This window comes from Actinomadura livida (genome assembly GCF_014648675.1).
Taxonomy (GTDB): Bacteria; Actinomycetota; Actinomycetes; order Streptosporangiales; family Streptosporangiaceae; genus Spirillospora; species Spirillospora livida.
In genome coordinates this window covers 39705-51978 of sequence record NZ_BMRO01000004.1, presented here as the reverse complement: position 1 = coordinate 51978, position 12274 = coordinate 39705, and the positions used below count along the sequence as shown (strand labels likewise).

Annotated in this window: 12 protein-coding genes; 5 read left to right on the top strand and 7 right to left on the bottom strand. The window is 71.2% G+C overall.

All coding sequences use genetic code 11. The features are described 5' to 3' along the window. Positions 1-89: 89 nt before the first annotated feature. Positions 90-749, bottom strand: coding sequence for a response regulator (locus IEZ03_RS10035; protein WP_229808179.1), 660 nt, complete (start codon positions 747-749; stop codon positions 90-92). 306 nt (positions 750-1055) lie between these two features. Between IEZ03_RS10035 and IEZ03_RS10030 the strand changes: the two genes are divergently transcribed. Continuing rightward, entirely contained in the window at positions 1056-1520 is a 465-nt protein-coding gene (locus tag IEZ03_RS10030; protein WP_184888885.1) for a CBS domain-containing protein, read from the top strand. A 100-nt stretch (positions 1521-1620) separates the two neighbouring features. After that, on the top strand, positions 1621-2901 hold the full coding sequence (locus IEZ03_RS10025; RefSeq protein WP_184888887.1) for an ArsB/NhaD family transporter: 1281 nt from the start codon (positions 1621-1623) through the stop codon (positions 2899-2901). A gap of 41 nt (positions 2902-2942) precedes the next feature. Here IEZ03_RS10025 and IEZ03_RS10020 read toward each other — a convergent pair whose 3' ends face one another. Continuing rightward, positions 2943-4328: an NAD(P)H-quinone dehydrogenase gene (locus IEZ03_RS10020; protein ID WP_184890931.1), complete on the bottom strand. Its 1386-nt coding sequence runs from the start codon at positions 4326-4328 to the stop codon at positions 2943-2945. Between the two features lie 180 nt (positions 4329-4508). Between IEZ03_RS10020 and IEZ03_RS10015 the strand changes: the two genes are divergently transcribed. The 3 genes from IEZ03_RS10015 to IEZ03_RS10005 all read left to right on the top strand — a co-directional run bounded on the left by IEZ03_RS10015 (position 4509) and on the right by IEZ03_RS10005 (position 7539). Beyond that, positions 4509-4961, top strand: coding sequence for a gamma-glutamylcyclotransferase family protein (locus IEZ03_RS10015; RefSeq protein WP_184888889.1), 453 nt, complete (start codon positions 4509-4511; stop codon positions 4959-4961). A gap of 63 nt (positions 4962-5024) precedes the next feature. Then, positions 5025-5825 carry a purine-nucleoside phosphorylase gene (locus IEZ03_RS10010; RefSeq protein ID WP_184888891.1) on the top strand — a complete coding sequence of 267 codons (801 nt, stop codon included), beginning with the start codon at positions 5025-5027 and terminating at the stop codon, positions 5823-5825. 28 nt (positions 5826-5853) lie between these two features. Next, positions 5854-7539, top strand: coding sequence for a phospho-sugar mutase (locus tag IEZ03_RS10005; protein ID WP_184888892.1), 1686 nt, complete (start codon positions 5854-5856; stop codon positions 7537-7539). Here the strand turns inward: IEZ03_RS10005 and IEZ03_RS10000 are convergent. The 5 genes from IEZ03_RS10000 to IEZ03_RS09980 all read right to left on the bottom strand — a co-directional run bounded on the left by IEZ03_RS10000 (position 7532) and on the right by IEZ03_RS09980 (position 12160). Further along, positions 7532-8185 carry a PH domain-containing protein gene (locus IEZ03_RS10000; RefSeq protein WP_229808178.1) on the bottom strand — a complete coding sequence of 218 codons (654 nt, stop codon included), beginning with the start codon at positions 8183-8185 and terminating at the stop codon, positions 7532-7534. The two genes, IEZ03_RS10005 and IEZ03_RS10000, sit on opposite strands and share 8 nt — an antisense overlap. A gap of 8 nt (positions 8186-8193) precedes the next feature. Then, positions 8194-9285 (bottom strand): adenosine deaminase, encoded by a 1092-nt coding sequence (locus tag IEZ03_RS09995; RefSeq protein ID WP_184888896.1) that lies wholly within the window; start codon positions 9283-9285, stop codon positions 8194-8196. 92 nt (positions 9286-9377) lie between these two features. After that, positions 9378-10205 (bottom strand): SAM-dependent methyltransferase, encoded by an 828-nt coding sequence (locus IEZ03_RS09990; RefSeq protein WP_184888898.1) that lies wholly within the window; start codon positions 10203-10205, stop codon positions 9378-9380. 123 nt (positions 10206-10328) lie between these two features. Beyond that, positions 10329-11195 carry an ABC transporter permease gene (locus IEZ03_RS09985; RefSeq protein WP_184888900.1) on the bottom strand — a complete coding sequence of 289 codons (867 nt, stop codon included), beginning with the start codon at positions 11193-11195 and terminating at the stop codon, positions 10329-10331. Next, positions 11192-12160 carry an ATP-binding cassette domain-containing protein gene (locus IEZ03_RS09980; RefSeq protein ID WP_184888902.1) on the bottom strand — a complete coding sequence of 323 codons (969 nt, stop codon included), beginning with the start codon at positions 12158-12160 and terminating at the stop codon, positions 11192-11194. Before IEZ03_RS09980 ends, IEZ03_RS09985 begins: the two co-directional genes overlap by 4 nt. Positions 12161-12274: the final 114 nt, after the last annotated feature.

The following is a 12274-nucleotide window of genomic DNA, read 5'->3' as shown; positions in this document are numbered from 1 at the left end:
CGGCGTGTTGTTGTTATGGAGCGCTCCATAACAACAACACGCCGCAAGTCAACGAAACAGGTGGGCCCCGGAGGGCGGGGGTGCGGGGGTTACGGTTCGACGAGGCCGACGCGGATGGCGTACTTGGTCAGCTCCAGGCGGTCGCGCATGCCCAGCTTGGCGAGGACGTTCGCGCGGTGCCGGTCGACGGTCTTGACGCTGATCGTCAGGAGCTCCGCGATCTCTTTGGACGAGTGGCCCTCCGCGACGAGCTTGATGATCTCCTCCTCGCGCGGGGTGAGCAGGCTGTCGGGGCCGTCGCCGTCCCGGTCGCGGCTCAGGTACTCGCGGATCAGCACGTTGAGGGCGCCCGGGTAGAGGAACGGCTCGCCCCGCATCGCGGCGCGGCAGGCGTGCAGGAGGTCGCGGTCGGCGACGGACTTCAGCACGTACCCGGACGCGCCGGCCTTGAGCGCCTCGAACAGGTACTGCTCGTTGTCGTACATGGAGAGGATCAGCGTCCGCACGGACGGGAAGCGGCGGGAGATCTCCCGCGCGGCCTGGAGCCCGGTCATCCGCGGCATCGCGATGTCGAGGATCGCGAGATCGACCTCGGTGCCCGCGATCAGCTCGAGCGCCTCCGCCCCGTCCGCGGCCTCGGCGACGACCGTCAGGTCCGGCTCGGCGTCGAGGATCAGCCGGAGGCCGCGGCGGACCAGCGCATGGTCATCGGCCAGCAGTATCCGGGTGCGAGTTTCCCCAGCTTGCACCATCACCTCCGGTCGACCGGACCCATGGTATGCCGGTAACCAGAGAGCCGGCCGGCGCCAGGCATAGATACATGTTCCTCCCGTGCCGATATGGGTGCTGTCCCCGATGCTGACTCGGGCATTCGCCGCAAAGACTGGACACCGTACGCAGAAAGGGGCGGACGCATGGCACAGCGATACGGCAGGGGCCTCGGAGCCCTGTCCAAGGCGCCGCGGAGGCCGTCCTGCGACGGGACCGTCCCCGGCGTTAGGAGGAGGAACCTATCAGCCAGAAGAATCAGGCTCTCCGGAAGCCGAAAGGAAACCATGCAAGCGCGGGACATCGCCGTACAGGTGCCGACCGTGACGATGAACGACCCGATCGCGCACGCGATCCAGGTCATGGCACTCGGCCGCCTGCCCGGTCTGATCGTCGTCGACGCCGAGCAGCGGCCCCGGGTCGTCCTGCCCGGGACTCAGGTGTTGAAACTGGCGGTCCCCGCCGCCTACCAGGAGGACTTGGCCCTGACCCGGGCCGTGGACGAGGCGCACGCCGACGTGTTCTGGGAAGAGATCAGCGACATGCGGGTAGGCGAATGCCTCGGAACGCACACGGTCCGCCCGGTGACCGTGAAGGCGTCCTCGACACTCTTGGAGATCGCCACCCTCATGGCGCAGCAGCGCAGCCCGCTTGTCGCGGTGGTGGACGACGCGGGGTTGCTGGCCGGGGCCGTCACCTTGGACCGGGTGCTGTCCGCACTGGCGCTGACCAGGCCCGATTCGGACGACTGAGCCGAGCGCAGGGACCGGGTACGCGCCCAAAAAGCGCCTGCCCGCCGGGCGCGTCATTTCGCCGTCCACCCTCTGACGGCGCGCTGGAGAGGGATCTGACATGAGCGCCGTCCTGGCGCTCGTGATCTTCATCGTCGCGTTCTTCTTCATCGCGACGGAGAAGGTCGACAAGGTCAAGGTCGTACTGGTCGCCGCCGGCCTGATGACGGTCCTCGGGCTGACGTCGGGCGGGGAGGTCTTCTTCTCCGAGCACGAGGGGATCGACTGGAACGTCATCTTCCTGCTGCTCGGCATGATGATCGTCGTCGGGATCATCAAGGGCACCGGCCTGTTCGAGTACCTGGCGATCTGGGCGGCCAAGAAGTCGAAGGGCAGGCCGTACCGGCTGCTGGTGATGCTGATGGCCATCACCGCGGTGGCCTCGCCGTTCCTGGACAACGTCACCACGATCATGCTGGTGGCACCGGTGACGGTGGTGGTCTGCAATCGGCTGCGGATCCCGGCTCAGCCGTACCTCATCGCCGAGGTGCTGGCGTCGAACATCGGCGGCGCGGCCACCCTGATCGGGGACCCCCCGAACATCATCATCGCCAGCCGCGCGGGGCTGACGTTCAACGACTTCCTCGTGCACATGACGCCGATCGTGGTGATCATTTTCGCCACGTTCGTGGTGATGTCCCGGTGGATCTTCCGCAAGGCGTTCAAGTACGACCCGCGATACGTGGACGAGGTGATGGCGCTGGACGAGCGCAAGGCCATCACCGACCACCGCCTGCTGGTGCGGTGCCTCGTCGTGCTCGGCTTGATCATCGTCGGGTTCTCGCTGCACTCGGTGTTCCACGTCGAGCCCTCGATCGTGGCCCTCGTGGGCGCGGGCGTCATGCTGCTCGTCACGAAGGTCGAGGTCAACGACGTCCTCAAAGAGGTCGAGTGGGGCGTCCTGGTGTTCTTCATGGGCCTGTTCGTGATGGTGTCGGGCCTCGGGCACACCGGCGTGATCGAGAACATCGGCACCTGGGCCGCGGACGCGATCGGCGACAACTACTTCGCCGCCGCGACCAGCCTGGTGTTCGGCTCGGCCGTGCTGGGCGCGTTCTTCGACAACATCCCCTACACGGCGACGATGGCGCCGATCGTGGAGGGGATGGCGGCCGGGGCCGACCCGGCGACCGCCGACGCGCTGTGGTGGTCGTTCGCGCTGGGGGCCGACTTCGGCGGGAACGGAACGGCCGTCGCCGCGAGCGCCAACGTCGTCGCGATCGGCATCGCCGCCAGGACCGGTCACCCGATCAGTTTCTGGCAGTTCACCCGCTACGGCATCGGCATCACGATCGTCAGCACCGTGATGGCCTGGGTGTACGTGGCACTGCGCTACTTCTAGCGCACCCCTTTGGATGGGAAGCGGATGGCCGGGCACGCCCGTCAGTAGGCGTGCTCGGTCATCAGCCTTCTGGACGCCTCGGTGATGCTGCCCGACAGCGACGGGTAGACCGCGAACGTCTGCGCCACCTGGTTGACGGTCAGGTGCTGCTGGACGGCCAGCGACACGCCCAGGATCAGCTCGCTGGCCCGCGGCGCCACGATGACGCCGCCGAGGATGATCCCCGTGGACGGGCGGCAGAACAGCTTCACGAAGCCGTCCTCGAAGCCCTGCATCTTCGCCCGCGCGTTCGTGAACAGCGGCAGCATGACCGTCCGGGCGTTCACGTCGCCCGAGTCGACCATCTGCTGCGTCACGCCGACCGACGCGACCTCCGGGTCGGTGAAGATGTTGGACGCGACCCAGCCGAGCTTGAGCGGCTGCACCGCCTCCCCCAGCGCGTGCCACATGGCGATGCGCCCCTGCATGCCCGCCACCGATGCGAGCATCAGGATGCCGGTGCAGTCTCCGGAGGCGTAGATGTTCGAGACGGACGTCCGCGACACCTTGTCGACCTCCACGAAGCCGCGCGAATCGCACCGGACGCCGACGTCCTCCAGGCCGATGCCCGTGGTGTTCGGCACCATGCCGACGGTCATCAGGCAGTGCGTGCCCTCGACCTTCGTGCCGTCCTCCAGCGTGACGATCACGCCGTTGCCCGACCGCTCCACGCCCGCGGCCCGGGACCGCGACATGACGTTCATCCCGCGCCGCAGGAAGACCTCCTGCAGGACGGCGGCCGCGTCGGCGTCCTCCGTCGGCAGGATCCGGTCGCGCGACGACACCAGCGTGACCCGCGACCCCAGCGCCTGGTAGGCCCCGGCCAGCTCCGCGCCCGTCACACCGGATCCGACGACGATCAGATCCTCGGGGAGTTCGGGCAGGTCGTAGAGCTGGCGCCAGTCCAGGATGCGCTCGCCGTCCGGCTCGGCGCCGGGCAGGATGCGCGGGGTCGCGCCCGTCGCGATCAGGACGATGTCGGCCCGGATGCGCCGGTCGCCGACCGCTACCACGTGCGGCTCCACCAGCCGGGCCTCACCGCGGACGATCTTGACCTCCTCGTAGGCGAGCCGTTCGGCGACGTCGAACGACTGGGCCCGCGCGAGGTCCTTGACGCGCTTGTTGACGGTGGCGAGGTCGGCCTCCAGCGCCCCGACGATCCCGTCCGGGCCGCCGTTGAAGCGCAGCCCGAGGCCGGCCGACTCGGACATGACCGAAATACGGGTCGAGGTGGCGATGAGCGTCTTGGAGGGCACGCAGTCGGTGAGCACGCAGGCGCCGCCCGGACCGTCCCGTTCGACGACGGTCACGTCGGCGCCGAGCTGCGCCGCGACGAGCGCGGCCTCGTAACCGCCCGGGCCTCCTCCGATGATCACGATGCGGGTCACATCTTCCATTCTTTCCTACTCCCGGCAGTGAGATGTCCAGCCCGGGGCCCGTCCGCCCGGAGATGTCCCACCGGACGCCGTGCCGACGACGCGCCGGGCACCGCGACCGCGGATACGCGCCGCCCGCAATCCGCGCTTCGGGCCGGTCGCGGCCCGGCGGGTGGGTTAGCCTTGGCCAACGTGGCACTGTACGCGGCGTACGCCTCCAACATGGATCCCGAGCAGATGTCGAGCCGGGCTCCGCACTCGCCCATGCGCGGCACCGGCTGGCTGGCCGGCTGGCGGCTGACCTTCGGCGGCCAGGACAAGCACTGGGACGGGGCCCTCGCGACCGTCGTCGAGGACGGCTCCGAGCAGGTCTTCGTCGTCATGTACGACGTGCCCGCCTGGGACGAGAAGGAACTGGACGCCTGGGAGGGCGCCGCGCTCGGCGTCTACCGCAAGATCAGGGTGCGGGTGCAGACCCTCGACGGGGACGCGCTGTGCTGGCTGTACGTCCTGGACGACTACGAGGGCGGCCTCCCGTCCGCGCGCTACCTCGGCATCCTCGCGGACGCGGCGGAGAAGGCCGGCGCGCCCGACGACTACGTCAAGGACCTGCGCACCCGCCCCTGCAAGTCCCTCGGCGACTGAGGCCGGGCGCCGGCCGGGGCGGGCCGATCGAGGTCGGGAGAAACCGCCTGTAGTGTCGGCCTTGTGAGCAACGACGCTTTTGCACTGTCGCGCGGCGCCGCGGACGAGCTGCGCGCCCGCACGTCCTTCGACTCCTTCGACGTGGCCCTCGTGATGGGCTCGGGCTGGGTCCCGGCGGCCGAGGCGCTGGGCGACCCCGCCGCCGAGTTCGCGGTGACGGAGCTGCCCGGGTTCGCGCCGCCCGCCGTCGAGGGCCACGCCGGGCGGGTCCGGGTCGTCGAGGTCGGCGGGCACCGCACCCTGGTGTTCCTCGGCCGGACGCACCTGTACGAGGGGCACGGCGTCGACGCGGTGGTGCACCCCGTCCGGACGGCGCTGGCCGCCGGGGTGAAGACGGTGGTGCTGACGAACGCGGCGGGCACGCTGCGGCCCGAGCGCCAGCGGGTGGGCGACCCGGTGCTGATCGCGGACCAGCTCAACCTGACGGGCGCGAACCCGCTGACCGGCCCGACGTTCCTCGACCTGACCGAGGCGTACTCGGCGCGGCTGCGCGCCCTGGCCCGGGAGGTCGACCCGACGCTCGCGGAGGGCGTCTACGCCGCGTTCCGCGGCCCGACCTACGAGACGCCCGCGGAGATCCGGATGCTGCGGACGCTGGGCGCCGACCTGATCGGGATGTCGACCGTGCTGGAGACGATCGCCGCGCGGCGCGGCGGCGCGGAGGTCCTCGGGATCTCCCTGGTCACCAACATCGCGGCCGGTCTCTCGGACGAGCCGCTGGACCACGAGGAGGTCCTCGCCGCCGGACGGGCGTCCGCCGGCCGCATGGGCACCCTCCTCGCGACCGTCCTGTCCAAGCTCTGAACCGCCGGCGGCAGGGCAGGACCACGAGATGAGCGATCTTCGCGCGCAGGCCTTGGAGTGGCTGGCGCAGGACCCCGACCCGGACACCCGCGCGGAACTCCGCGCGATCCTGGACGCGGGCGACGAGCGGGCGCTCGCGGAGCGGTTCGGGACGCGGCTGGAGTTCGGCACGGCCGGGCTGCGCGGCGAGCTGGGCGCGGGGCCGAACCGGATGAACCGGGTGACGGTCATGCGCGCCGCCGCCGGGCTAGCCGCCCGGCTCCCCCGCCGCGGCCGGGTGATCATCGGGTTCGACGCGCGGCACGGCTCGCGGCGGTTCGCGGCCGACACGGCCGCCGTGCTCGGCGGCGCGGGCCTGCGGCCCGAGGTGTTCGCCGACCCGGTCCCGACGCCCGTGCTGGCCCACTTCGTCCGGGCGCACGACGACATCGTCGCGGGCGTCATGGTGACCGCCAGCCACAACCCGCCCCGCGACAACGGCTACAAGGTGTACTGGGCGGACGGGGCGCAGATCGTCCCGCCGCTGGACGCCGAGATCTCCGCCGCGATCGACGCCGTCGGCCGGGTGGACGAACTGCCGCTCGCGGCGGACTGGCCCGTCCACGACGACGCCGGCCGCTACCTCGACGCGGTGTCGTCGCTGCGCCTCGGCGGCCCCGCCCGCGACTCCGGCGGGGACCTCTCGATCGTCTACACGCCGCTGCACGGGGTGGGCCGCGACGTCCTCCTCCAGGCGTTCGACCGGGCCGGGTTCCCGGCGCCGGCCGTCGTGCCGGAGCAGGCCGAGCCGGACCCGGACTTCCCCACCGTCGCCTTCCCGAACCCGGAGGAGCCCGGCGCGCTCGACCTGGCCCTCGCGCTCGCCCGCGCCCGCGGCGCCGACCTGGTGATCGCCAACGACCCCGACGCGGACCGCTGCGCGGTCGCCGTGCCGGGCGACGGCGGCTGGCGGACGCTGACCGGGGACGAGCTCGGGTGCCTGCTCGCCGGGCACGTCCTGCGGCACACCACCGGCGACGACCGCCTGGTCGTCACCACGATCGTGTCGTCCTCGCTGCTGCGCTCGATCGCGGCGGCGCACGGCGTGCGGTTCGCCGAGTCCCTCACCGGCTTCAAATGGATCATGAAGGCCGGCGGGCCCGAAGACGACGGGGGGTGTGGGGGGTCGTCCCCCCACAGGAAACCCGGCCGGCTGGTTTTCGGCTACGAGGAGGCCATCGGCTACAGCGTCGGCGACGACCGCGGCGTGCTCGTCAACGACAAGGACGGCATCGGCGCGGCGCTCGCCGTGGCCGCGATGGCCGCGCAGGCCCGGCGCGACGGCCGCACGCTCCTCGACCTCCTCGACGACCAGGCCCGCGAACACGGCCTGCACGCCACATCCCAGCTCTCGATAAGAGTGGACGACCTCTCGCTGATCACGTCCGCGATGAGCCGCCTGCGCGCCGACCCGCCCGTCCACCTGGGTGGACGTGCCGTCGAACGGTTCGACGACCTCTCCCACGGCGTGGACGGCCTGCCCCCCACGGACGGGCTCCGGTTCCGCCTGTCCGGAGGGTCACGGGTGGTCATCCGCCCATCGGGGACGGAGCCGAAGCTCAAGTGCTACCTGGAGGTCGTCCTACCCGTAGAGGACGACATCCAGAAGGTCCGCGCGCGCGCCGCCGCCGACCTGGACGCCCTCCGCACGGACCTCTCCACAATCCTCAGCTGACGGCCCCCACGATGGCGAGCACGACCAGCGCCGCCAGCGGGACCACCAGCGACACCACGGCCGGGACCGACCACGTCACCGCGCCCCGCACCGACTCCCTGGCCTCCTCGGCCTTCGCCTTGGCGGCGGCGGCCTTGTCCGGCGCCCCGGACCGCGTCTTCGGACGCTGCCGCTGGAGGATCTCGTTCAGCCGCTGCGCCGTGTACGCCGTCGGCGTGCGGCCCGTCAGGTCGAACCCCTGGGTCTTGGCCTGCTCCTTGCGGGCCCGCGCCTCCGCCTTGGCCTGGGCGCGCGGCGACGTCTGGTGCACCCAGGCCCGCGCCTCCAGCTCCGCTCCGTCCGGCCCGGTGAAACGGATCTTCACCGCGTTGGCGCCCTCGATCCCGCGGACCGCGGCCCACGGGATCCTGATGTCGCGGAGCGGGTTGCGGACCTCGACCCCGTCGTCGTCCGCGCGGATCACCGGCCGCAGCCCGACCGTGTAGGCGATCCCGCAGCCCAGGAGCAGCAGCACCCCGACGGTCAGCGCCGTCAGCGAGTAGGTCGGCTCGCCGGTGAGGCCGAACACCAGGTCGGCGATGTTGAGCACGGCGAACGTCAGCCACGCGTACGCCGCCACGCGCCCGGCCGTCGAGCGAATCGTCATGGGCCCGATCATGCCAGGGGCCGGGCGCCGCTCCACTTGAGCTGCGCGAAACCGGGCTTGATCACGCCGTTGATGAGCTCCAGCCGCTCGTTGAACGGCACGAACGCCGACTTCATCGCGTTGACGGTGAACCACTGGAGGTCGTCCCACCCGTACCCGAACGCCTCGACGAGCTTCGCGAACTCCTGCGACAGCGTCGTCCCGCTCATCAGCCGGTTGTCGGTGTTCACCGTGACGCGGAAGCTCAGCCGCCGCAGCAGCCCGATCGGGTGCTCCGCGATCGACTTCGCCGCGCCCGTCTGGATGTTGGAGGTGGGGCACATCTCCAGCGGGATCCGCTTGTCGCGGACGTACCCGGCGAGCCGCCCGAGCTTGGCGTCGTCCCCCGCCACCTCGATGTCGTCGATGATCCGCACGCCGTGCCCGAGCCGGTCGGCCCCGCACCACTGGATCGCCTGCCAGATCGACGGGAGGCCGAAGCCCTCGCCCGCGTGGATGGTGAAGTGCGCGTTCTCCCGCTGGAGGTACTCGAACGCGTCGAGGTGCCGGGTGGGCGGGTATCCGGCCTCGGCCCCGGCGATGTCGAACCCCACGACGCCCGCGTCCCGGTACCGGACGGCCAGCTCCGCGATCTCCATGCTCCGCGCCTGGTGCCGCATCGCCGTCACCAGCGTCCCGACCCGGATGCCGAAGTCCCTGCGGCCCCGCGCGAACCCGTCGAGGACGGCCTCCACGACCTGCTCCAGCGACAGCCCCGCCGCGAGGTGCTGCTCGGGCGCGTACCGGACCTCCGCGTAGACGATGCCGTCGTTCGCGAGGTCCTCGGCGCACTCGTACGCCACCCGCGTGAGCGCCTCGGCGGACTGCATCACTCCCACGGTGTGGGAGAACGTCTCCAGGTACCGCTCCAGCGATCCCGAGTTGGCGGCGGCCTCGAACCATTCGCGCAGGGCGTCCGCGTCCGTGGCCGGCAGGTCCCCGTACCCGGAATCGCGCGCCAGGTCCACGATGGTCCCGGGGCGGACCCCGCCGTCCAGGTGGTCGTGCAGCAGCACCTTGGGCGCGCGCCGGATGTCGTCAAGAGTGGGCCGAACGTTCATCCCTCGAAGCTACCCGGCCGCACGGGGCACGACCTCGTCAATTACCGCCAAGGCGGAGGTGGCGTGTCGTCCGGCGGGTCCGCGGCACCGGGTCAGGGCTTGCGCGCCACGCCGACGTACAGGTCCGTCTCGGGAAGCTCCCCGCCGGCCGGCGCCAGGCGCGGCCGCCACCGGGCCACCGACACCACGCCGGGGTCGACCGGCTCCAGGCCGTCGAACAGGGCGGCGAGGCGCTCCGGGGTGTACAGGTGGATGGGCGGGTTGCCGAACGCCTCGTTGTAGGCGGCGGCGGCCCGGTCCATGTTCTCCGGCTTGATGACGTTGGTGTTGACGGAGACCGCGAGGAGACTGCCCGCGACGACGCCGTCCATGACCTTGTCGATCAGGGCCTTGGCCTCCGCGTCGTCACCGATGTGGTTGAAGACGCCGAGCATGATGACGCCCACCGGCTCGCCGAAGTCGAGCGTCTCGGCCGCGGCGGCGAAGATCTTGTCGGGGTCGTGCATGTCCGCGTCGATGTAGTCGGTCACGCCCTCGGGACTGCTGGTCAGCAGGGCGCGGGCGTGCGCGAGCACGATCGGGTCGTTGTCGACGTACACGATCCGGCACTCCGGCACCGCGCGCTGCGCCACCTCGTGGGTGTTGTCGGCCGTGGGAAGACCGGTGCCGATGTCGAGGAACTGCCGGATCCCGCATTCGTGCACCATGTATTCGACGGCACGGCCGAGGAACGCCCGATTATTGCGCATCTGGTCGACGAAGTCGGGTTCGGCCTCGATGACCTGTTCCCCGACGATGCGGTCGATCTCGTAATGGTCCTTGCCGCCGAGCCAGAAGTTGTAGATGCGGGCGGAGTGCGGCACATCTCCGCGGATGACGCCCTCAAGCGGGTTGTCGGAACGGCTTTCATCTGCGGTCATGACGGGAGCGTACGCCAGGAATGGGGCGATAGGGGAATAGGAGGGCGGTGTGCCGGATGCGCCGCGTTGCGAGCCGCCCGGGGCGAATGTCCCGGGCGGCCTTTCGCGGGCGGCGCCGGACGGTCAGCGGCTCAGCCGCTGGTAGCGGCGGACCGCCAGCGGCAGGAAGACCACCGTGACCGCGATCGGCCAGACGACCGCCATGAGCAGGGCGTTCTGCTCGATCCACGTGTCGCCGACCGCCGCCGGGTTGCCGAACAGCTCGCGGGACGCGGTGACCGTGGAGGAGACCGGGTTCCACATCGCCAGCGTGCCCAGCCAGCCGGGCATGAGGGACGGCGCCACGAACGCGCTGGAGATCATCGCGAACGGGAACGCGACCGCGAACAGGCTCCCGGCCGCCTCCTCGTTCGGCACCAGGAGGCCGAGCAGCACCCCGATCCAGATCAGCGCGAAGCGGAGCAGGAGGAACAGCCCGAAGGCGGCGAGGGTGGCGAGCACCCCGCCGGTGGAGCGCCAGCCGATCGCCAGCGCGGTCAGCGCCAGGACGACGAGGTCGAGGCACGCGGCGATGAGGTCGCCGACACCCCGTCCCGTGACGACGGCCGAAGGCGCCATCGGCATCGAGCGGAACCGGTCGGTGACGCCCCTCGTGCTCTCGTAAACGACGACGTAGGCGGTGTTCATGAAGCCCATCGCCATCGTCATGCCGAACATGCCCGGCATCAGGAACTCGCGGTAGTCGCCGCCGCCGGGGACGGACATGGCGCTGCCGAACACGTACCCGAACAGCAGCACCGACACGATCGGGAACCCGAGCTGCCAGGCGATGTTGCTCGGCTGCCGGACGTAGTGGGTCAGGCCGCGCAGGACGATCGTCCAGCAGTCCGCGACGGCCCAGTAGAGGCGCCCGGCGAGCCCGTCCTCGCCGGCCGCCGCGCCCTTGGCGGTGACTCCGCTCCGGGGGGTGACGCTGCTTTCGGCGCTCACGCTTCCACCTTCTCCTTGTCGTCCTCGGCGGGGTGTCCGGTGAGGCGCAGGAACACCTCGTCCAGCGTGGGGCGGCGGAGCCCGATGTCCTCGACGGCGACGCCGTCGTCCTGGAGCGTGCGGGCGACCTCGGTCAGCGCGGCGACGCGTTCGGTGACGGGGGCGTGCACCCGCGCGGCCGTCGCGTCCACCTGCGGCTCGGCGGACGAGACCCGGGCCACCGCCGCCGCCGTGGCGGGCAGGTCGGCGGGATCGCGCACCACCACCTCGATGCGGTCGCCGCCGATCAGCCGCTTGAGCGACCCGGGCGTGCCGTCGGCGATGACCCGGCCGTGGTCGAGGACGGCGATGCGGTCGGCGAGCTGGTCGGCCTCGTCCAGGTACTGCGTCGTCAGCAGGACGGTCGTGCCCTGCGCGACCAGCGACCGGACGGACCGCCACACCTCGTTGCGGCCGCGGGGGTCGAGCCCGGTGGTCGGCTCGTCGAGGAACAGGACGTCCGGCGCGAGGATCATGCTGGCGGCCAGGTCGAGCCGCCGGCGCATCCCGCCGCTGTACTGCTTGACCCCCTTGTCGGCGGCGTCCAGCAGGTCGAACCGCTCCAGCAGCTCGTCGGCGCGCTCCGCCGCCCGGCGCTTGCCGAGGTGGAAGAGCCGGCCGAACATGCGGAGGTTCTGCCGTCCGGTGAGGACCTCGTCCACCGCGGCGTGCTGCCCCGCCAGCCCGATCCGGCGGCGCACCTGCCGGGGGCGCGCGGCGACGTCCAGCCCGGTGACCTCGGCCCGCCCGCCGTCCAGCCGGACGAGCGTGGCCAGGATGCGGACGGCGGTGGTCTTGCCGGCCCCGTTCGGGCCGAGCAGGCCGTACACCATGCCTTTCGGCACGGTCAGGTCGAAGCCGTCGAGCGCGCGTTTCTCCCCGTAGTGCTTGCGGACCCCCTCGGCGAGGATCGCGTTTTCCGGCATGCCGTCTCCTTTCGCGTACACCATACGCGAGTTAGCGTACGGCATACACTAAATGTGCGCGATAGCTTTGCCGAAGGCACCGGCCGGTGCCGCGCACGGACCGCAGGACGGAAG